Origin of the sequence: Enterobacter sp. DSM 30060 (genome assembly GCF_013375955.1) — a bacterium.
GTDB lineage: Bacteria > Pseudomonadota > Gammaproteobacteria > Enterobacterales > Enterobacteriaceae > Enterobacter > Enterobacter intestinihominis.
Genome location: NZ_CP056118.1, coordinates 558,026 through 580,382, shown reverse-complemented (window position 1 = coordinate 580,382; position 22,357 = coordinate 558,026). Strand labels below are relative to the sequence as shown.

The 22,357-nt window shown below is 59.2% G+C and carries 12 protein-coding genes; 2 read left to right on the top strand and 10 right to left on the bottom strand.

Annotated features, from left to right (window positions below; genetic code table 11):
• Window positions 1–37: 37 nt before the first annotated feature.
• Complete coding sequence (locus tag HWQ15_RS02685) at window positions 38–11,398, bottom strand: BapA/Bap/LapF family large adhesin (protein ID WP_063945644.1); 11,361 nt, start codon at window positions 11,396–11,398, stop codon at window positions 38–40.
• Between the two features lie 893 nt (window positions 11,399–12,291).
• Window positions 12,292–13,209 carry a LysR family transcriptional regulator gene (locus HWQ15_RS02680; protein WP_063148625.1) on the bottom strand — a complete coding sequence of 306 codons (918 nt, stop codon included), beginning with the start codon at window positions 13,207–13,209 and terminating at the stop codon, window positions 12,292–12,294.
• Between the two features lie 98 nt (window positions 13,210–13,307).
• Here HWQ15_RS02680 and HWQ15_RS02675 point away from each other — a divergent pair, with 98 nt between their 5' ends.
• The gene (locus tag HWQ15_RS02675; RefSeq protein ID WP_063148624.1) at window positions 13,308–14,030 is read left to right on the top strand and encodes an SDR family oxidoreductase; all 723 of its coding nucleotides are present in this window, start codon (window positions 13,308–13,310) and stop codon (window positions 14,028–14,030) included.
• A gap of 39 nt (window positions 14,031–14,069) precedes the next feature.
• On the opposite strand, the gene HWQ15_RS02670 is transcribed toward HWQ15_RS02675, so the two are convergent.
• The 3 genes from HWQ15_RS02670 to HWQ15_RS02660 all read right to left on the bottom strand — a co-directional run bounded on the left by HWQ15_RS02670 (window position 14,070) and on the right by HWQ15_RS02660 (window position 16,423).
• Window positions 14,070–14,816, bottom strand: coding sequence for an SDR family oxidoreductase (locus tag HWQ15_RS02670; protein WP_022649104.1), 747 nt, complete (start codon window positions 14,814–14,816; stop codon window positions 14,070–14,072).
• A gap of 101 nt (window positions 14,817–14,917) precedes the next feature.
• Window positions 14,918–15,799, bottom strand: coding sequence for a helix-turn-helix domain-containing protein (locus tag HWQ15_RS02665; RefSeq protein ID WP_022649103.1), 882 nt, complete (start codon window positions 15,797–15,799; stop codon window positions 14,918–14,920).
• An 18-nt stretch (window positions 15,800–15,817) separates the two neighbouring features.
• Window positions 15,818–16,423 (bottom strand): NADPH-dependent F420 reductase, encoded by a 606-nt coding sequence (locus HWQ15_RS02660; RefSeq protein WP_048965950.1) that lies wholly within the window; start codon window positions 16,421–16,423, stop codon window positions 15,818–15,820.
• Between the two features lie 108 nt (window positions 16,424–16,531).
• On the opposite strand from HWQ15_RS02660, the gene HWQ15_RS02655 reads away from it, so the two are divergent.
• On the top strand, window positions 16,532–17,461 hold the full coding sequence (locus HWQ15_RS02655; RefSeq protein WP_023298425.1) for a LysR family transcriptional regulator: 930 nt from the start codon (window positions 16,532–16,534) through the stop codon (window positions 17,459–17,461).
• Window positions 17,462–17,475: 14 nt separating this feature from the next.
• Here the strand turns inward: HWQ15_RS02655 and HWQ15_RS02650 are convergent, their stop codons facing one another.
• Genes HWQ15_RS02650 through hisD form a run of 5 tightly spaced genes read right to left on the bottom strand, consistent with a single transcriptional unit; the run spans window position 17,476 to window position 22,284 of the window.
• Window positions 17,476–18,654, bottom strand: a complete 1,179-nt coding sequence (locus HWQ15_RS02650; RefSeq protein ID WP_032625878.1) for a hypothetical protein — start codon at window positions 18,652–18,654, stop codon at window positions 17,476–17,478.
• A gap of 11 nt (window positions 18,655–18,665) precedes the next feature.
• Window positions 18,666–19,457, bottom strand: coding sequence for an HpcH/HpaI aldolase/citrate lyase family protein (locus HWQ15_RS02645; protein ID WP_063215945.1), 792 nt, complete (start codon window positions 19,455–19,457; stop codon window positions 18,666–18,668).
• The gene (locus HWQ15_RS02640; protein ID WP_063148622.1) at window positions 19,439–20,185 is read right to left on the bottom strand and encodes an alpha/beta fold hydrolase; all 747 of its coding nucleotides are present in this window, start codon (window positions 20,183–20,185) and stop codon (window positions 19,439–19,441) included. Before HWQ15_RS02640 ends, HWQ15_RS02645 begins: the two co-directional genes overlap by 19 nt.
• An 8-nt stretch (window positions 20,186–20,193) precedes the next feature.
• Complete coding sequence (locus tag HWQ15_RS02635) at window positions 20,194–20,958, bottom strand: SDR family NAD(P)-dependent oxidoreductase (RefSeq protein WP_046621197.1); 765 nt, start codon at window positions 20,956–20,958, stop codon at window positions 20,194–20,196.
• 3 nt (window positions 20,959–20,961) lie between these two features.
• The gene (gene hisD, locus HWQ15_RS02630) at window positions 20,962–22,284 is read right to left on the bottom strand and encodes a histidinol dehydrogenase (RefSeq protein WP_022649096.1); all 1,323 of its coding nucleotides are present in this window, start codon (window positions 22,282–22,284) and stop codon (window positions 20,962–20,964) included.
• Window positions 22,285–22,357 lie beyond the last annotated feature (73 nt).

Genomic DNA, 22,357 nt, shown 5'->3' with positions numbered 1-22,357 from the left:
GCGCTGTGCGCGCCCGGGTCATTTCTTGCAGGTGCTATCAGGTAATGATGTGTTGCTGGTTTACAAGCTCGTCGTAGGTGGTCTGAACGTTGTCCAGCGTAACGAGCGTAGATTTAGTGTAGGCGGCTCCCGTGCCGTCACGGTCGATGGAGATCACAGTATTGTTACCGCTTTGTGAAACAGAGACATAGTTCCCCAGCGTCGACGCGCTACCGTTCCAGCCCACCAGCAGATCGCCAATGTCGATCTTGTCTCCCTGCGTGAGGGAGAAGTTCGTCCAGTGGTCGCCCGTGCTGTTACCTGCGGTGGCGTTACCCGCCGTAGTGTTCAACACCTGATAAATCAGCGTGTCGCCGTAGGCCGTGCCGCTAATCACATCGTTATGTTCCGAACTGACAAATTTCGGTGCCATATTGATGGTCAGCGAGGCGGTATCCCGGGTGCCGTTGGCGTCGGTCAGGGTGTAGTTAAAGACCTCCTTACTGGTGATGGTAGAGAACGATATCCCCGGGTTGAGTGTGTAGGTGTAACTGCCGTCTGCGGCAATCGCCAGCGTGCCGTAGTGACCCGTGATGTTTACCTGCGTGCTGCCGGTGTAAGGATCCAGCGTGGTGGTTACGCCGTCGTAGCCGGTAATGCTGAGACGGGTATCGACCGAGTGCAGCTGGTCCATCGCGCCCGCGGAGCCGGTGCCGTCGAAGATATTGCCGTCAACGGTGTGGGTGCCCGTGGCGTCAAACTGCGACAGGGAGTAGCTGGTCCCGGTGACGCTTGGGGTAACGGTGATATTTCCCACCCCCAGCGGTCCCATTCTGCCGGTATAGTTCAGCGTATAGGTTCCCGCTTCCAGATCGAGGCCCGTCAGGTTGATCGTCGCCCTGCCGCCCAGCAGCAGCCCGCCGTTAAATGAGCCGGATCTGAGGGTGGTGGTGCCGTTGGTCAGCGTCCAGTCGACCGTTAACCCGGTAAGGGTCAGCAGCGAGGCGACGTTAAACGACAGAACCACGTTATGCAGTGCAGTATTAGGATCCACCACGAAGGTCCCGCTTCCGCTGCCCTGGGTTGAGGCAAGCAGCGCGGCGTTCCAGCTCGCCGACCCGACGGTGGTATCCGAGTATGCGGCGGTGCGGTGCACCGAGTTCACGTCCATCACCGTGCTGACATCGTTCACCGCGTCCATTGGCTGCGCGGTCGGGGTGATGTTCAGCGATGCCGTGTCTTTCGAGCCGTTCGGCGCGGTGATGGTGTAGACGAAGGTATCTGGGGTGCTGATGCTGTCAGCGCCGACTCCGCTGTCCAGGGTGTAAGTGTACTCCCCGGCTGCGTTGATCCGCAGCGTACCGTACTCGCCGGTGATCTCCGTCAGGCCGCTGCTGTTCACCGCCACGCCGTTAACGTCGGAGACCACGGTACCTGCTGGCGCAATATCATCCGCCAGCACATCCCCGGTCGTGCTCTCGCTCACGCTTGCCACGCTGTAGACATGATCCTGCAAGACGTTCAGCGTGTAGGCCGTCAGCGCGGTGATCCCCGCCGCCGTATTGAGCAGGAACAGGTACTCGCCAGCGGGCAGGTTCAACGTCAGCTGCGGGGAGGTGCCGCCCAGCAGCGGCGCGCGCAGCCAGCCGGGTTCAACGCGCATCTGCTCGAAGGTCTGCGTCGCATTGTTGAACTTATAGATGTAGAGGTCGAACACCGAGGCCAGCGCGACGCCGCCCACGGACGCCTGAACGGTCATGGTGCGGGTGGTGCCTTCTTCCACGTTATAAATGATCGGGTTGGCCAGATCGTCCAGCAGGTTCAGCCCCAGGGTATTGCCAAGGTTGATCCCCACCAGGGTAAAGCCGCCCTGCGACGAGGTGCCGTTGTTGATCGCCTCCACGGTGGTGTCGAAGGTCAGCGAGGCGGTATCGTCCACGGCCACGATCCCGCTGCTGGTAGTGCCTTCGCCCAGCGACAGAACCAGATTTGCCGAGGCGCTGGTGCCGTTATGGGTGATGGTGTAGGTAAAGTTCTCCGTGCGGCCAATGACGGCGGCGCTGGTGTTGGTCAGGTTATAGGTATAGCTGCCGTCCAGGTTGATGGTCAGCGTGCCGTATTGCCCCTGAATCACCGTGCCGTCAGCCGTAACGCTGGTGGTGGTGCCCTGGGCGTTGGTGACCGTAGTGACGGTGGTGCCCGCCGGGGCGTTGTCGCTGCCTGCGGTTGGATCCACGTCAGTGATGACGTTCCCGACAACGCTGGTCTCGCCGGACACGGTGCCTGCGCTGGTCTCTTTCACCGCCACATCGAGGCTGGTGTAAGAGCCGGTTGCCAGCAGGTTAGTGTTGTAGCTCAGGACGCGATACTGACCATTCGCCAGCCCGTTCAGGTTCAGCGACACCCCCGTCGCGCCGAGGGTCAACAGGTCAGCGAACTGCGGCTGTCCGGTATCGACCACGGTAGTCCAGGTGTTGTTGGCGGCGTCGAAGCGCTGTACTACCAGCTCAAGGGTATTGAGCAGGGAAAGAACGGCACCCGTGGCGTTGGCGTTCACGGCAATATCCGCACTGCCGCCGTTGCCGACGGTGAAACCTACCTGCGCGGTGTCGTTGCCGAGCAGCGTCAGCACGTTACCTAAGGCGCCTACCAGCAGGAAACCATAGTCGCTGTACTGCGAATTGGTCACCGTGGCGGTGGTCGTGAGCGCCAGTTCTTCAGCGTTGGTGCTGGCAGAGAGCGGCACCACCGGCGCAAGGGCTGAGCCGGGCAGCGAAACGTTGCCTGCCGCATCGGTGGCGGTGATTTGCAGCGTCTGACCTTCCGTCTGTTTATTGAGGAAGGTGTAGCTCCAGGAACCGTTGCTGTCCGCCGTGGCGGTGACCGTTGAATTATCCGCCAGGCGGATGGTGACGGTGCTGCCCGCTTCAGCGCTACCGGTCAATACGCTGCCGTCTGCGTTGAAGGTCCCGGTTGGAGCCGTTGGCGCAGTGAGATCGACAATGACGGTGGTCGACGTGGAAATCGGGCTGGTGCCCGAGCCGTTGCTCGCCGTGGCGGTGAAGGCATGCGGGCCTTCACTCAGCACCGGCGTGGTGAAGCTCCAGTTGCCGCTGGCATTCGCGGTGACCGTGCCCATCAGCACCCCGTTGTTATAGAGGGTGATGGTCGTGTTCGGCTGTGCCGTGCCGCTCAGGGTTGGCGTGGTGTCATCGGTGGTATTCCCGTTGGTCAGGTTGCCCGTCACCGTGCCAACGTTATCGTCAATATTGGCGATAACAGGCGCGTTCGGGATTGTGGTGATCGGGGCAATCACGGAGGTGGTGATACCCGCGTTACCGGCCTTATCGGTAGCAAAGACGATCAGGGATTCACCGGCGGTCTGTGGAGGGGTGATGGTGGCGCTGAAGCTTCCGCTACCGTCCGCGACGGCCGTTCCAAGCACGGTTCCGGTGCTGCTGGTGATGGTGACGGTGCTTCCCGCTTCCGCTGTACCGGTGACCTGCGTCCCGTTGGTGATCACCGCCAGCCCGGTTGGGGCTGGTGGCGGCGTCAGGTCAACGTTAATCGTGATAATCGGTGAAGCCACGCTGGTATTGCCCGCGGCATCGGTGGCGGTTGCGGTGAAGTTATGCGCGCCTTCCGTCAGCGTGGTGCTGGTTTGCGGCAGCGTCCAGTTGCCGTTGGCATCGGCAGTGACGGTCCCCACCAGCGTCGTGCCGTCGTAAATACTTACGGTGGCATTGGCTTCTGCCGTACCGTTTAAGGTCGGACGGGTGTCGTTGGTTGGGTTGGTGCCAGTAACAGGTCCGGTGACGGTCCCCACATCATCCTCAATCGAGGTGATTGCCGGTGCGACAGGGGCGGTGGCATCCACATTGATGGTGTAACCCCCGGTCTGCGCGCTGGCGTTGCCCACGGCGTCGGTGGCGGAGAAGGTCAGATTATGCGGCCCGTCAGCCAGCGGGGTGGACGGCGTAAAGCTCCACGCGCCGCCGGTGGCGACCGCAGTGCCAATCTGTACCCCATTGTCATAGATGGTTACCGTCGCGCCAGCTTCTGCCGTACCGGTGAGCGTTGGACGTGCATCGTTGGTTAACCCGCCGTTGGCGACAGGCGTCGCAGCGTTACCGACGTCGTCGGTGATGCTGGTCAGCACCGGTAGCGCTGGCGGCGTGGTGTCAATGGTCAGGCTGAAGTCGGCGGACGGCGCGCCGGTGTTCCCTGCCTGATCCGTTGCTTCTGCGGTAAAGGTGTGTGACCCGGTGCCCAGCGGCACGGTGATATCCACGGTCCAGTTGCCATCGGCATCGGCAGTACCGGTGCCCACCAGCGTGGTGCCCTCATAAATATTCACGGTGGCCAGCGGCTCGCTGGTCCCCACCAGACGCGGGAGAGGATCGTTGGTGGTCTGGCCGGAACCTATTGCCCCGGTGATGGTGCCAACGTCGTCAATCGCCTGGGTGATAACCGGCGCGACAGGCGCAGCCGTATCTACCACCAGCGTAAAGCCTGGTGAGGCAGGGCTGACGTTGCCCGCGGCATCGGTTACCGTGGCGGTCCAGGTGTGGCTGCCGTTTGCCAGCGTACCGGTGGTAAAGCTCCATACGCCGTTTGCGTCCGCCACGGCGGTACCCACTTCACGGCCACTTTCATAAATGGTGATGGTCGCGTTGGCCGCCGCGGTGCCGTTCAGTGTTGGCGTGGTGTCATCTGTGCTTTGTCCCGAGGCGACCGGGCCCAGCACGGTACCAGCATCGTCAGTGGCCGGGGTAAAGACCGGTGCCTCGGGCACCGAGGTATCCACCGTCAGGTTGAACGGTGGTGAGGTGACCCCGGTATTGCCTGCGGCATCGGTGGCGTTGAAGGTAATAACGTGCGGCCCTTCGCCCAGTTCAGTGGTCGGCGTGAAGGTCCAGTTACCCTGGGCGTTGACGACCGCCGTGCCGATTTCCACATCATCGACAATAACGTGTACCGTTGCGCCCACTTCCCCCGTACCGTTGAAGGTTGGACGGGTGTCGTTCGTGGAGCCGTCGCTGGCGAGGGTTCCCGTTCCCGGGCTGACATCGTCTATTACCGTGGTAACCACCGGGGCCGCAGGCCCGGCGGTATCCACCGTAAAGGCGAACACTGGCGAGTTGGCGGAGACGTTTCCGACATCATCGCTGGCGTTCACGCGCAGGTTATACGTCCCGTCCGTTAGTACCGGATCCGGCGTAAAGGTCCAGTTGCCGCTGCCGTCGACCGTGGTGGTGCCAATCTCCACGCCGTTATTCAGCACGTGAATGATGGTACCCGCCTGGCCGGTGCCGCTGAGGGTTGGCGTGGTGTCATTGGTCACCTGCCCGGCGGTAAGCGGGCCGGTTGCGCCTCCCGGGGCGTTGTCGCTGACCGTAACGATCGTCGGCACCTGTGGCGCAGTCAGATCGATTTCGACGCTCCAGGCGTTGGACGGCTGGCTGACGTTGCCCTGTGGATCCGTCGCTCTGACAGTAAAGTCATGCGTCCCTTCGCCGAGGGCGGTTTCAGGAGTAAATGTCCAGGCACCGGTGCCGTCTGCTGCCACCGTACCAATTTGCGTAGCGCCATCAAAAATGGCGACGACGCTGTTCGGCTCGGCGCTACCGGTCAGGGTTGGCGTAGTGTCGTTGGTTGGATCACCGCTTGGGACAGGCGTTGCCGCATTGCCTGCGTTATCCGTCACGCTGGTAATCACCGGCGTGGTAGAGACGGTGTCGACAACGATGGTGATCCCGGCCGACGGGGCGCTCTCATTGCCTGCCGGGTCGGTGGCGGTCACGGTCAGGGTATGGCTGCCGTCGTCCAGCGCAGGCGGCGTGTAGCTCCAGGTGCCGGTCGGACCGACAACAACGGTGCCCAGCGGGTCGCCGTCATCGTACACCGTAATGGTGTCCCCGGCCGTGCCTGTTCCGGTCAGGGTAGGACGGTTGTCGTTGGTGCTCTGCCCGTCAGCGATTGGGCCGATGACCGGGCCTACGTCATCGGTCACCGCACCGATGGCTGGTGCGGTCGGATCGGTGAGGTCGACGGTGACGGTCGCGATCGGCGACTGCCCGCTGGTCGCGCCGGTGCCGGTATTCGTGGCGGTGACGGCGAAGGTGTGTGGGCCTTCCGCGAGCGGCAGCAGCGGCGTGTAGCTCCAGTTGCCGTCTGTATCCGCAACAATTTCGGTCAGCGGAACCAGCGCCCCATCCAGATAAATGGTGATGACGCTACCCGGATCGGCGGTGCCGGTAAGGGTAGGCGTGGTGTCATTGGTGGTTTTATCTTTCACATCGCCAGTGACGGGATCGGCATCATCGTTGATTGCCGTAATCACCGGCACCGCTGGCAGAATAAGCGGGGAGTCCGGTACGTCAAAGGTGGTTGTCGGGCTTGCATTACCTGCGGCGTCCGTGGCGAACAGCGTCAGCGTCGCGGGATCCAGTTGGGCCGGGGAGAGGGCGATGGAGAAGGTGCCTCCCGTCGCGACCCCGGTCCCGATGATATTGCCGCCGGCGTCACGCACCGTCACCGTGGTTCCGTCATCTGCCGTACCGGTCAGCGGCGTGCCCTCTGCGGCAATGGTGATATTGGTTGGCGTTGCAGGAAGCAGCGTATCCACCGTCACGCTGAGATCGCCGGAGCTGGCGGAGGTATTCCCCGCCGCGTCACTTGCGGCAACCGAGAAGGTATGCGGCCCTTCCGCAAGCGCGGGGTCGGCTGTCCAGGACCATGTCCCGTTCGGCTGAACCACCACGACCACCGGAGACGGCGTGCCATCAACAGAAACGGTTACGCTCGAACCCGGCTCGCCAATCCCGGTGAGGGTTGGGGAACCGTCGCGGGTGTAAAGCACGCTGTTAGTCAGTTGGCTGTCAGAGACGGCGTCAATTTGCGGCACGGTCGGTGCCTGCGTATCGACCGTCACGCTAAAGACCGGGCTGACCGGGCTCAGGTTACCCGCGTCGTCCACCGCGGCGACGGTGATATTCAGCGGACCATCGGTTTGTGTTGGCAGGGTGTATGACCACTCGCCATTGGCGATTTCAACGCGATCCACTTCCACGCCGTTGTTGTAGATAATCACCGTTTCGCCGGTCGTGCCGCCTCCGCCAATGACAGGTGTGTTATCGTTGGTTGAGCCTCCATTCTGAGCGCCGCCAATGGAACCGATGAGCGGGGTATCCGGGGCGAGGGTGTCGACCGTTATCGTGATACCAGTTGATGGCAGAGATTCATTGCCGGCTTCATCGGTGGCGGTCGCCGTGTATTGGTGCGTCCCTTCGCCAATGTTGCTCTCAGGACGCCAGCTCCAGTTACCGCTACCGTCCACCGTGACGCTGCCCACGGCCTGCGGCTCGCCTGTACCCACCTGGTCATAGATGGTAATGACGTCATTCGGCGTACCGGTGCCGCTCAGTACCGGGCGCGGATCGTTGGTGGTTCCGCCGTTGTCCACTGGCCCGGTGATCTGGCTTACGCTGTCTGTCACCGTCGGGATCCCCGGCTGGCCCGGCGCGTCGGTATCAATGGTAATGGTCACTGGCGTGGACGGTGCGCTTTCGTTCCCGGCGCTGTCCTGATTGGTCACCGTCAGGGAGAGATCGTAGGTGCCGTCAGGGAGCGGATCTTCCGGTGTCCAGCTCCAGTTACCGTCGCCATCGATCTCGGCTTCACCTATTTTGGTTGCGCCATCGTAAATGTTTACGGTATCTCCCGGCGTGCCCGAGCCGCTCAGGGTTGGTGTGGTATCGCGGGTGGTCTCCCCAGGATTCAGAGCCGTCCCCGGTGTGGCGCCGTCCGGGTTCACGGTGATCTCAGGAATATCCGGCGTTGCAGGCGCGGTCGTGTCGATCGCCAGCTCAAACGGTGGCGAGATGGTGGTATTACCCGCCTCATCCGTCGCGTGGACCGTCAGCGAATGCGGGCCGTCCGTCAGCGGCGTGGTTGGCGTAAAGCTCCAGCCGCCGCTACCGTCAAGCACGGCCGTGCCGAGCAGGGTGGTCCCGTCATAGATAGTGATGGTGGTGCCTTCCGGTGCGGTTCCCTGCAGCTGCGGCAGCGTGTCATCGGTAGTATCCCCGCTGTTAAGCGGAACCTGCACAGTGCCGATGTTATCGGAGACGGTGTCAAGGGTGGCCGCCGGTGGCGGAGTGGTATCGACGGTAAAGGTAAAGCCGGGTGATGATGCGCTGGTGTTGCCGGCCGCATCGCTCGCGACGACGGTGAACGTATGCTGCCCGTTCCCTAATGCGGTAGTGGGCGTGAAGGTCCATGCGCCACCGTTATTCACAATGGCAGTACCAATATCCTGTCCGTCCAGGCGGATCGTCACGGTGGAGCCCGGCTCGCCGGTACCGTTCAGCGTCGGGAGCGTGTCGTTGGTGATTTGGTTGTTGTCGAGCGGCCCCGTGCGGCCCGGTACGTCATCAATGACCTGCGTAATGGCTGGAGCGCCCGGCGCGGCGGTATCCACCGTGATGCTCCAGGTGTTCGATGTCCCGCTGAGGTTATTGTTGGCGTCAACCGCCGTCGCCGTCAGCACGTGCCCGCCGTCGGGAAGATCCGTTTCCAGCGTGATGGACCACTGGCCGTCAGGCCCAACCACTGCGGTGCCGATTTCAGTGGTGCCGCTGTAGAGGGTGATCGTTGTGCCGGGCTCGCCCGTTCCGTTGATGGTCGGGGTTTTGTCGTTGGTGAGACCGTTCTGGCTGACAGGACCGGTGACGTCGAGCGCATCATCCTCCACGCCTGTGATGACCGGGGTTTGTGCCGCGGTGATGTCCGGCGCGTCAAACGGCGCGGTCGGGCCGGTGTTTCCGGCGGTATCGGTGGCATCTGCGGTCAGGGCTTCGCCGTTGGCTTTCGGCGGGATCAGATCAACGCTGAAATTACCCTGATCGTCGGCGACCGCTTCCCCGACCTTAACGCCATTTTCACGAATGGTGACGGTGCTGCCCGGCTCGGCTGTACCGGTTACCGTGGTGCCGTCGGCAGAGATAACCACGTTTTCCGGTGCCAGCGGTGGCGTGCTGTCTGGCGCGTCGGCAAAGCCGGACGGACTGGTGTTGCCGCTGCCGTCGGTGGCCGTCACTTCAAGGGCTTCGCCGTTGGTCTGGGCTGGCGAAATCGGGATGGTAAAGGTGCCGTCCGGACCGGCGGTGGCCTGGCCGATGATCGTACCGTCCGGCGCTTTAATAATAATCGTGCTGTTTGGCTCGGCGGTTCCGCTGACGCTTGCCCCGTCTTCCGCCACCACCAGGTTACCCGGTGTGGCAGGCGCGGTGATGTCCGCTGCGTTAACCAGCGCCGGTGAACTCTGGTTGCCTGCAGCATCGGAGGCGACCACGGAGATGATCTCGCCGTTCACTTGTGCAGGGTTCAGGTTGGCGACGTAGTTGCCGTTGCTGTCGGCAGTACCGGTGATTTGCGTGCCTGTCGAATTGAGCGTCGCCTCCGGCATGTCTGGCGGCGTAAGATCGACGGTAAAGTTGATCGGCTGAGACAGGCCGCTCTGGTTGCCTGCCGCATCGGTTTCGCGCAGGGTAATCGAATGTGCACCCTCTGCCAGCGGCGTTGTCGGCGTGATGCTCCAGGTACCGTTCGGCAGAACCGTTGTGCTGCCAATCGCAACGCCGTTATCGTAAACCGTAATCGTGCTGCCTGGTTCTCCTCGGCCCGTCAGGCGGGGCTGCGACTCGTCGGTAAACTGCCCGGCGGTAATCGTGCCTTTCAGCCCTCCGGTGTCATCGTTAACGATAAATCCTGTCGGCACCGGCGGGGTGGTGACATCCACCGTTACGGTAAAGGCCGGCGAGGCCGGACCGGTGTTACCGGCGATGTCGGTGGCGCGTACGGTAAGCTGGTGGCTGCCTTCGCTCAGGTTAACCGACGGCGTAAAGCTCCAGCTTCCGTTGCTGCCTACAACCGCTGTGCCAATGGCAATGCCGTTATCATAGATGGTGACCGTAGAGCCCGCTTCCGCCGTGCCGGTGAGCTGCGGGCGCGGATCGTTAGTGGTGCTTCCGCTTCCGAGCACGCCGGTATTGGGCGCAACGTCGTCGGTCATGCCGGTGATGGCCGGGGCACCTGGTGCGACCGTATCCACCACGAAGGTCACCGCCGTGGACGCCGGGCTGGTATTGCCTGCCGCATCGGTCGCGGTGGTGGTAATGGCGTGGTTTCCTTCAGACAGGTTGGTCGACGGGGTAAAGCTCCATTTCCCGGTAGCATCGGCCGTGGCGGTGCCGATCGGCTTGCCGTTGTCATAGAAGGTAATAACGGTGCCAGCTTCACTGATGCCACTGAACGTCGGGCGTGCATCGTCCGTGCGTTGTCCGTTGCTCAGCGGGCCCGCTTCGGTGCCCACGTTATCATTGACGGTGACAATCTCGGGGGCAGCCGGCGCGGTTGAATCCGGTGCCGTGACCTGAACGCCCGGGCTGGTATTGCCGGACGGATCGGTGGCGGTGGCGGTGATCTGCTCCCCGTTGGTGAGCGGCGTGCCGAGATCGATAGTAAATTTCCCGTCGCTGCCAGCCTTGCCCGTTCCGATGGTGTTGCCATCGGCATCTTTCAGTGTCACGGTGCTGCCCGGCTCAGCCGTACCGGAGACGGTTTTGCCGTCAGGCGAAACCTCCAGATTGGCAGGTGCATCCGGCGCGGTGAGATCCGGTGCTGTGACCTGACCACCCTGGCTGGTATTGCCGGACGGGTCGGTGGCCGTGGCGGTGATCTGCTCCCCGTTGGTCAGCGGCGTACCGAGATCGATAGTAAATTTGCCGTCGCTGCCGACCTTGCCCGTTCCAATGGTGTTGCCATCGGCATCTTTAAGGGTAATCGTGCTGCCCGGTTCAGCCGTACCTGTTACGGTTTTGCCGTCAGGTGAGACCTGAAGATTAGTGGGAGCATTCGGAGGCGTAGTATCAGGTTCGGAAGGATTTCCCGGATTACCGGGATTCGGGTTGTTGTTATCGTCATCTCCGCCACCTCCCCCGCCGGTTCCCGCCGCAATAGCAATCCCACCTGCGGCGGCCAGGCCACCCAGCACCCAGGGCCACGCAGCGGCGCCGCCGGCATCACTCCCTGACGCCGCCAGTAATGCATCGGTGGAGGCGATGGATTCATAGGTCGCGGCACCGGTTGGATCTTCAATCCACCACAGCGCTCCGTCACTCTCTTCAAGCACCAGCTGGCTTACGCCCTGCGCATCAGTGACGTAGAAATTCTTGAGGGTAATCACTTCGCCCGAATTGAGGGTAATCACCAGATCGTTTCCGCTGCGGGAGTAATCTGCGATGTTGGCTCGATCCACGTTAAGCTTAACGATTGAGGAGTGATCGAGTGTTATCTGTGTCCCTTCCGTGGTCGTTTCCACGCCAGTTAATTTAGATATAACAGATATTTGGCTCATACAGTTATTACTCCAGCAGAGTGATTGGTTACGGCGTGTCAAACAAAGCCATCGTTTCTGAAGGGATGAACGCGCTCCCGGCGAAAATACTGTTTAATAAACAGGATTTACCGTTACTTTCTTTAGCGCGACCGATGCCCGCCAGGATTAAAAGTGGCAACCTCAGGGCAAAGCTAATTATTTACACAGGAAATAGTTGTCTATTTATATGTTTGCGATTTATAAGCCTTATTATTTGTGCAGGTATTAAATTATTTCGTTATAAAAATGATATAGCTATAAATGTCTGAATACGCAAATTAAGTGTTCGTAAACCCAACGCGGCTATTGCAGGGGGGTTAATTGATAGCGTGAATATATTTCGTTAGCTATGAGGGCGCGTGGATAAAGGGTTTTGGCGTAAAAGGTGCAACCCTTAAAACGGTGCTGGTGGGGCGATAGTAATAATTATAATATGCGATAAATATCTAATTTTGGTTAGGTTTAATTGCTGCTTAATTGTAGTTTAAGTTAGGGTAAAATATCTGGTGTATGATATATTTAAAACTCTCTCATTTATAAAATATATTTTTACGGGCGGGTTAATTTCTGCTACTCAAAAAAATTACGTATTTTCTTCTCATGTTTAATAAATAAAAGGCCGCAAGCGAGGCCTTTCAGAGGCTATCGGTATTAGCCTAAAGAAATTATGCCGATTTCCACGAGGGCGGCTAATGTCAAAAGAATAAAGAGGATAACAACTATTGGTCTGTACATTTTTAAGGTTCCATCCTTGTGTGAAGTCCTGCCCATCGTGTCCGTTGTCATTTTCCATGGTAATGACGTGCTGTCGTTGATGCTCATCAAAGGGACGCAGTAGATTGAGGAAAATCTGCATTCAGGGTTGGAACCATTTAACGCAGTGTAGGCTGCGTGGCGGGGAGCTGTCGCCACTGGCGGATGTGCTCGATCAGGGCTCTGAGCTTGGGGGCCATATTGTGGCGCTGGGGAAAATAGAGATAAAAACCAGGAAAAGATGGAAGAAACGCATCCAGTAAGGAAACCAGCTGTCCTGATTCAATGTACGGTGTGAAGGTGTCCTCCGTGGCAAAGGTTATACCACCGCCGGCCAGCGCGAGGCTGAGCATAAGACGCAGATCGTTAGTGGTGATTTGTGGTTCAATTGCCACATCGAAAGGGACGCCTGCTTCCTCAAACTCCCAGCGATAGGGGGCAACGTCCGGGGAAGGGCGCCAGCCGATACACCGATGAGCGACCAGTTCACGGGGGTGCGTCGGTGCGCTGTGTGTCGCCAGATAGGAAGGTGAAGCCACCACCCGTTCACGCTGCTGGCCCGTAAGGGGAATAGCGATCATGTCTTTTTCGATAACTTCGCCCAGCCTCACCCCGGCATCATAGCCCGCTGCCACGATATCGAATTCCTCATCTGACACGAAAACATCAAGCGATACCGCAGGATGCGCGGCCGTAAACGAGGCGAGCAGTGGGCCCGAAAGAAACGCTTCCGCAATTGAGGTGACAGCGATCCTGAGCTGTCCGCGCGGTATGCTGTCCGAGGTGATGTCGTCAAAGGCCGCCTCAATGTTGGCGATGGGCCCCAGCAACGATTTATGCAACCGTTCACCCGCTTCGGTGAGCCTTACCGAGCGCGTGGTGCGCATCACCAGCAGGGTCTGAAACCCATCTTCGAGACGTCTTATTCCCTGGCTGACAGCGGAACGGGTTATGCCCAGGCGCCCGGCGGCAGCGCTGAAGCTGCGTTCTTCGGCGACCGCCAGAAAAAGCGGTAACAAATTAAGATCGATTTTCATTGTTTAACATTGCTAACCAGTGAGTCCAGTAAAGGCAGGATACAAGAAACAATGGTCTGTATCTATGATTGCAGTGAACTCAACTGAAGGAGTAAAACATGAACAAAGTCATCTTAATTACCGGCGCCTCCAGCGGTATCGGAGAAGGTATCGCCAGAGAGCTCGGCAAGGCAGGCGCAAAAGTGTTCGTGGGTGCACGCAGGCTGGATCGCATCCACGCTCTGGCTGATGAAATCCGCAGCGCAGGTGGGGAGGCAGAGGCTCAGGTATTAGACGTTACCAGCCGCCAGTCGATGGCCGCCTTCGTTCAGGCAGCACGGGATAAGTGGGGCCGCATTGACGTACTTATTAACAACGCGGGCATTATGCCTCTCTCTCCCCTTTCGGCTGGCAAGCAGGATGAATGGGAGCGCACCATTGACGTAAATATCAAGGGCGTACTGTGGGGTATTGGTGCTGTTTTGCCGATTATGGAAGCCCAGGGCTCGGGGCAGATCGTCAATATAGGCTCGATTGGTGCCTTGTCCGTCGTGCCCACGGCCGCCGTCTATTGCGCGACCAAATTTGCGGTACGGGCCATTTCCGATGGTTTACGTCAGGAAAGTTCGAACATCCGTGTGTCCTGCGTCAACCCTGGGGTAGTGGAAAGCGAACTGGCCTCGACCATCACGCACGAAGAAACCATGGCGGTGATGGATGCGTACCGGGCTATTGCTCTCAAACCGGCTGATATCGCTCGCGCCGTGCGCCACATCATCGAGGCGCCTGAGAGTGTCGATACCACCGAAATCACCATCAGACCTACGGCCTCTGCAAACTAACGTAGCGGGTCAGGCACCAGCCTGACCCGCTTCACCCTCTTACCACGGCTGTTCGGTCGGCATAATAAACAGCTCTGCCACGTCCACATGTTCCGGTGCCTGCAATACGTAAAGAATCGAGTCGGCGATATCATCGGCTTTCAGGAACGTCATCTTCTCCTTCAGCTGTTCCATCTGTGCACGATAATTTTCGTCACTGATATGCTCGAATAATTCACTTTCAACGGCACCCGGCTGAAGCGAGGTGACGCGAATGTTGAACTGAGGGGCCAGCTCCATACGCAAAATATCCGAGAAGGCGGCAACCGCGTGCTTCGTCGCGCAGTATACGCCCAGTCCGGGAAACGTTTTACGCCCGGCGATCGACGAGGTATTGATGATATGACCCGAGCGTTGTGACTGCATAATCGGCAATACGGCCGCGACCGTGTTAAACAGGCCCTTTACGTTTACATCTACCATTCGATGCCACTCGTCAACCCGGAGGCTGGCGATATCCGAAATCGGCATCAGCCCGGCGTTATTAAAGGCGATATCAATATGGCCATAGCGTTTGTGCAGTGCCTCCACCCCTTTATTAACTGAGGCCGGGTCAGTGACATCCATGGCCAGCGCCATGGCTTCCCCGCCAGCAGCCTCAATTTCAGACACCAGCGCCTGAAGACGATCCAGACGGCGGGCAGCGAGACCCACCCTGACGCCCTGTTCCGCTAACTTTTTGGCCGTGGAGGCACCAATTCCGCTTGAAGCACCGGTGATGAGCGCGACTTTACCGTTGAGTTCCATAGTTGATCCTCTTGAGAGTTAATTTCAACGCTTCAGAAAGAATGTCTGAAGTACGGGTCAATAATGGATCTTTCTGGCAATCGCTTCGCGCGGGCTTTTGCTCAAACTGTCGGGCTTTTGCTGCGAACGGCATCGCTGCGATAGTGGGAGGGCGTCACGCCGTTATGCCTGAGGAATACGGCAGCAAAGTGGCTGGGGCTGGTGTATCCGACGTTCAGTGCAATATTGATTATGGAATCATTGCTTTCCGATAGCATGCGACGCGCCTCCTCCATGCGTAGCCGGATAAAGTAGTGAGAAGGGGAAAGTCCGGTTGACTGTTTAAAGGCGCGGCTAAAATGGTATTCGCTAAGATCGGTCAGTTCAGCCAGGCGTGCCAGGTCAAACGGCTGGGCTAACCCTTCACGCATTGCCGTGAAGACCCGGTGCAGCTTAAATGCCTGCAAGCCCCCGCGGTGTCGTTTCGCATGAGTGCCATAGGTGCGAATCAGATGTACTGCCAGCGCCTGCGCAATGCCCTGGATAAACGGGCCGCTGGGTGGATTTTGCAGATACAGCTCCTGACGTATCTGCTCCAGCAGGGCGGATAGCGTGTCGTCGCGCGCGCCGGAGACTTCCCGCAGTTCATACTCCTGCATCATAGCCACTCCCATATAAACATGCATAACGACGAAAGGCGTATCTGGCCCGGCGTGCCAGCGCATTTCAGTAGGAGAAGCCGCCGTTGTGAGAAAGAAATCGCCTGCGGTAACGCGGTTTGCTAACCACGGCTCACCGGGGGAACGCTCCTCAACGACGGCATTACCTGAGAGGATCCAGACGATAAAAGGCTCCGGCACTGCCGGAATAATGACGTTTTCCTGCACGTGTCTGCGCGCCAGAATTTGCACGAATACATCCCGGGAAGATTGCGCCCGATGTTCCCTGATCAGCTTGCCGGGAAGGTATTCTTCAAAGGTCTCTGCGGAAGTACGCTGCGTCATATTTATCGTTGCCTTTAGCTATGCCAGTTGCACCAGGTTCACCGCCGGAAGAGGCCCTCCGGGGAATTGTTGTAGCGTACCGCCAACCTCCAGGCTGCCTAAATCAATACTTGCGAAGCCCAGTTGCCCGGCTAAGGCTGTTATTTCCGCCTTTGCGTCAGGATGGTCTCCGGAGATAAAGACGACACGACGGCCACCCGCCTGCGCCGGATCCTGAGCCAGCACCCCTGCAAGGAGAGTATTGAAGGCTTTAACGACGCGTGCACCCGGAGCCCACTGTGTCACCACCTGGCTTGAGTTTTTTCCGCCCAGTTCAGCCAGCGTGAAGCCTGGCAGTATGACCGGGTTGGTCGCGTCGATCAGGATACGCCCCTCCCAGTTGATGCCGCGTAACGCGGCCTCGGTTTTGTCCCAGTTTGTGCTGACAAAAACGATGTCGGCCTGGGCGGCCTGTTCTACGGTGCCAGCGCGAGCCCCGTGGCCCAGTTTCTCAACCACCGCAGTCAGGCTTTCCGGCCCGCGGCTGTTACTCAGAATAGCGTTCATGCCCGCTTTAACCAGTTGTTCTGCAAAGGCTTTCCCGATAGCGCCAGCGCCGATGATACCTACAGTAGTCGTTTTCATATTGTATTTCCTTCATTGAAGAGTAGTGAACATGCACTGAGAGTAGTAATCTTTGACCTATCTGAATAGCCTATATAATTAGATGGGATCCATCTGCTGGAGCGATACATGCTGGACGGTATGTCTGTTGATCAACTCCGCACCTTTATTGCTGCCGTTGATGAAGGGAGTTTTTCCGCCGCCGGTCGCAGGCTGCGGCGCGCGCAGTCGGTTGTCAGCGCGACGCTGGCAAACCTTGAGGCACAGGTCGGGTTTCCATTATTCGATCGTACCGGGCGTTATCCGACGCTGACGGAGGCGGGCGTCGCCATGCTGGAAGCGGCGCGTCTTGCCACTGCCGGGATGGACGCCTTTAAGGCTAAGGCGCGCACCTTAGCCGAAGGTCTTGAGCCTGAACTGGCGGTGTCCGTCGACGTGATGTTTCCCGTAGCGCAGCTCACCGCTGCGGTGCAGGCGTTTCAGCAGGCATTTCCTGACACCCCGCTGCGTTTGTATGTGGAAGCGTTGGGGGCGGTGTTCCAGCCTTTACTGGACGGTCATTGCCGGGTGGCGATAACCGGATCGCTGCCGCATCTTCCGGCGGGATGCACCTCAGAATTCCTTCTCAGCGTGCCTGCGGTGGCCGTTGTCTCCCCTGAGCATCCGCTGGCGAACGCGTCCGGTCCGATCCTTCGTTCACTTTTACAGGAACACGTCCAGCTGGTGCTGACCGATCGCTCCTCTCTCACCGTGGGCCGAAGCTTTGGCGTCATGTCGTCAAAGACATGGCATTTAGCGGATATGGGCGCGAAGCACGCCTTCCTGCGTGCCGGACTGGGGTGGGGTTATATGCCGCTGCCAATGGTCGAGGAAGATCTCGCAGCGGGAAAACTGGTTACGCTGAACGTGCCGATGCAGCCCGACGTCGGGCCCGGTTTTTCCATGCAGGCGGTGCACCTGGAGGAACATCCGCCCGGCCCGGCCGGACGCTGGTTCGTTAACAGGCTGAAAATGCAGGCTGGCATGCCTCTCAACGAACGCAGCGGATCCGGCAAGTGAGCTCAACGGATAATTCAGGTTTTGTTGCTGTTGCATGTCTCCAGTATCGCACCGGCCCGACGGGCCGTGGCAGGCAGGATGTCGGCATCGGCTACGTAGCCATCGGGATCGAGACAGCGATTGTGTTCTCTCGCCTGTTGCAGGATCGCTTCATCCCAGTAGAGGCGCTTACGCTGATCGCCGCGGGTCGTCAGAATAAACTCCGTTTTGCCGTCAACCGCGCGGTAGCGACGCCAGCTGTTTGCCGGAACAGAGATCACCGAACGTTCCGGAGCGATAACGCTCACTTCTTCGCCCGCCTCGTTCCAGGTGACCTCCAGCTGGCCTTTAAAGACCATAATGACCTGAATATCCGGGCAGAGATGGCGGCCCACAACGTGATCCTCGGCGAGACGCAGCCATTCGACGGAAAAACCGTGCGGGCTCACGATAGCGGGAGCGGAATCCCGATCCTGTGAAATGCCGAAACCGATAACCGGCGCAATTTCGCCGCCGTGTCCTGGCAGCACCGAATCCAGCAGTCCCTGGGCTGACCAGCAGCGGTCATCGCCGGTTACCGCACGCTGGCGCATCTCCTCAACGCTGTAGTCACGCAGCCCGGCAATATATTCCTCTGACAGCGGCGTCAGCAGCGCGGCGGGGTCAGGCCGCGGATCGCCGGTTTCCTGTGTGATGAGCATGTTGTCTTTACTCAAATACATTCCGTATTCGCTGGCTGCCGCCAGCACGGAAGGATGCCAGATGATGCCGCCCGTGTTGTCCCCGCCGAGCACCGTAAACACCATACCGCTGGTCTCTTCTTTACTGACGTTGGTGAAACCGCGGAAGATCCAGGTCGGTATTGAAAGGATAGTGGGTGCGCTAAATTCAGCTTCATGCTCGCCGTTGGCACCCCAGCGAAAACGCCATGTTCCTTCATGGATCAGGAACACCTCGGCGGTGAAATGCAGATGCAGATTATTCGTCACCCCTTTCGGCATAGCCGCCGCGCCAATGTTAAAGCCGTGCGGCTCGGGAATATTGACGACCTGCTCGCTGGACTGGGTTACACCCGGGCCGATGAAGGAATAGTTTTGTTTGAGATGCGAGCCGGGTAGCTTGCAATCAATAAAAGCAAGATTACAGGAAACCATGTCCTCGGGGGCGATTAACCGTGTTCGAGCCTGACTCTGGGTAAGATGGATGGTTTTCATTATTTCTCCTTTTAATAACCGGATGCACCGGTGGTAGGGATAGCGTTGCCGCGGGCGAGAGCAATGGCTTCACGCGAGGCGCGACCCAGTTGCATGACGTCGTTTGCAGGGGTAACAAACTGAAAACCCTGATCAATGCGCGCTGCGGCGGCCGCGCCGGAAGTGCAGAAAATTCCGGCAATCTTCTGCTGCTGGCGGCAGCAGTGAATCACCCGCTCAATAGCAGCAAGCATTTCGGGATGTTGCGATTCGGCGCTGGCGCTGCCGGTCAGCGTCAGTGAGAGATCGTTGGGGCCAATAAACACACCGTCCAGCCCTTCGGTATCAAGGATGGCGTCAAGATCAGCCAGCCCTTCGCGGGTTTCAATCATCGCCAGCGTCAGGATCTCGTTGTTAGCGTGCTGTGGATAATCAATGCCGCCGTAGAGTAGACCTCTGGCCGGACCAAAGGAGCGAACACCCAGCGGTGGATAGCGACAGGCCGCAACAAAACGGCGAGCCTGTTCCGCGCTGGAGATCATCGGGCAGATTACGCCGTAGGCTCCTGCGTCTAATACGCGCATGATTTGCGCCGGATCGTTAACTGCCACCCGCACCAGCGGCACGGCAGGCGTGGCCGATAGCGCCTGTAGCATTGACAGCGCGCTGGCAAAATCAATCATGCCGTGCTGCAAATCGACGGTGACGGCGTCGTAACCCTGATGGCCCATAATTTCCGCGCTATAACCGGACGGGATCGCCAGCCAGCCGTTTATGATGGGAGTATTTTCCAGAAATGCGGTCTTTAAACTGTTTTTGCGCACTGTATGCACTCCGTTATCCACTGACGCAGCAGCGGCGCGATCTCATCCGGGGTTTCCAGCGGAATAAAATGCCCGCCAGCCTCCACCGTATGCCTGGTCACGTTCGCGTTGCCTGCTGCCAGTAGCTGATGATGATGATGGGGCGTACAGATAACGTCCTGCGCGCCGTTTAGAAGTAATGTGGGGCAGGAGAGGGCGTTAAACGCAGTCCGGTTGTCCTGCCGGTGAATGGCTATTTCCGTTTGCCCGGCAAAGGTCTCAATGCCGCACTCTTGCGCCATTCGGCAAATAGTCTCTTGCAGGATCCGATCGGACAGACGTGACGGGGCGACATAGCTCTGCCACAGCGAGGAGACCAGCCAGTCGGCCAGGCCCCGCGCCTGTGCGGTGCGTACCGCTTCCCGGCGTGAAGCGAGGGTGTCTGGCGCAACGGGCAACGGATTAACGGAAATCAGCGTCAGCCCGTTCACTCTTTCTGGCGCGTCGGCGGCCATTTGCAGCGCGACTATGGCACCGAGAGAAAACCCTGCCAGCAGAAAGCGCGGCGGCAGAACCTCTAATAACCGCCGTGACGCCTGCGGCGCGGACTCCGCACCCGTCAGCGTAATACACGACACCGCTGCGACATTCAGCCGTTCAATAACGGGCTGCCAGAGCCGGGCGTTACAAAGCGTGCCACCAAGCAGCACCAGTGGCAGATCGGTATTGTCCAGAAGCGGATATTCCATTGCATCCCTCACGTAGCCGTCCAGCCGCCGTCAACCATCAGGGCACTGCCGGTGATCAGCCCGGCGGCATCTGAGGCGAGAAACACTACCGGGCCCATAATGTCCTCCAGCCTGCCTAACCGGCGCAGCTTGATGTTGTCCAGCACGTAGTGGCGGAACGCCGGATCGGCAAGCGCCGGGCGCGTCAGGTCGGTTTCAATGAAGGTCGGGCACAGCGTATTAACGCGGATCCCCGCATCGCCCAGCTCCAGCGCCATCGTTCGGGTTAACCCTTCAAGCGCGAATTTGGAGGCACAGTACACGCTACGCTCGGGGCCACCAACGTGTCCCATTTGCGATGAGATGTGAATAATCGACCCTCCCTTACCGCCCGCCCGCATTCTGCGCGCCACGCGCTGGCTGACAAAAAAGGTGGCGCGCAGGTTAAGCGCCATCACCGCATCGAAATTGTCCTCGTTCACCTCAAGAAACGGCTGGTGGCGGGCCAGCCCGGCACTGTTCACCAGAATGTCGGGAGCGGGCAATGTCGCCAGCACACGCTCCACCTCCTGAGCGTCGGTAATATCCAGCTCCAACGGGTGAAATGCGAGCCTGTGTTCCGCTGCCAGACTTGCGGCATGCGCCAGCGCCTCGTGGCCCCGGGCGGCGATCCATACCTCTGCGCCCGCCTGTGCGAGGGCGACGGCGGCAGCGAAGCCAATCCCTCTTGACCCGCCGGTTACCAGCGCGCGTTTGCCGTGCAGGGTGAAAGAGGGCGTTTGCAAAAGCGTCATGGCTTACACCTTTTCCCTGACCGGGGCCGGTGTGGCGTAGGGAACCTCCGTCTGGCCATAACGGCGCACGCGAATATTGGCCTGCTCGGCATGTCCGGCGAAACCCTCCAGCAACGACAGACGCGAACAATAGCTGCCGATTTCGGCGGTGGCTTCGTCGCTGAGGACTTTCTGGAAGGTGCAGGTTTTCATGAACTTGCCCACCCACAGGCCGCCGGTATAGCGTGCGGCTTTTTGCGTCGGCAGGGTGTGGTTGGTTCCGATCACCTTATCGCCGTAGGCCACGTTAGTACGCGGCCCAAGGAACAGCGCGCCGTAATTGGTCAGGTTAGCCAGGAACCAGTCGTCCCGGTCGGTCATCACCTGAACATGTTCGGAAGCGATACGATCTGCCTCCAGCAGCATCTCTTCGTAGCTGTCACAGACGATGATTTCCCCGTAGTCCTGCCAGGACTGGCGGGCAATGTCGGCGGTAGGGAGCTTTTCCAGCAGCCGTTCCACTTCGCTGAGCGTCTCTTTGGCAAGCTGGAGCGAGTTCGTCAGCAGGATGGCAGGGGTGGTGACGCCGTGTTCGGCCTGGCCCAGCAGATCCGTGGCGCACATTTCCGCGTCAACGGTGTCATCGGCAATCACCAGCGTTTCCGTCGGACCGGCAAACAGATCGATACCTACCCGGCCAAAGAGCTGGCGTTTGGCCTCCGCGACGAAGGCGTTACCGGGGCCGACCAGCATGTCGACTGGTGCCAGCGAGTCCGTGCCCAGCGCCATGGCGCCTATCGCCTGAATGCCGCCAAGGGCATAGATTTCCGTTGCGCCAGCCATTTTTTGCGCCGCGACAATCGCCGGGGCGGGCTGACCGTTAAACGGCGGGGCACAGCTGATAATTCTTGAGCACCCCGCCACGCTGGCGGTGATAATCGACATGTGCGCGGAGGCGAGCAGGGGATATTTTCCGCCAGGCACGTAACATCCCACGGCGTTAATCGGAATATTTTTATGCCCGAGAATAACGCCGGGACGCGTTTCAATTTCCAGATCACGCAGGCATTCTTTCTGCGCGCGGGCAAAATTCGCCACCTGCTGTTGGGCGAATTCAATATCCTGAATATCCTGGCGGCTTAACTGTTTTATGCAGCGGTCGATCTCCGCGGGGGTCAGACGATAATCCTGACGGTCATAACGATCGAATTTAATGGATAATTCGCGAATGGCTTTATTTCCACGCTTTTCAATATCCGCAAGTATTTGCTCAACCGTTTCTCTTATTTGCTGGTTGGCTTGCTGGCGCTCTTCGGTAGATTTACCGGTTTTTAATTTCCAGGACACACGCTTCTCCTTACCTTTTTTAGATGTCAGTTGTCCTCCCGGCAGTCCGGGAAAGGGTGTTTACTTCTAAGTG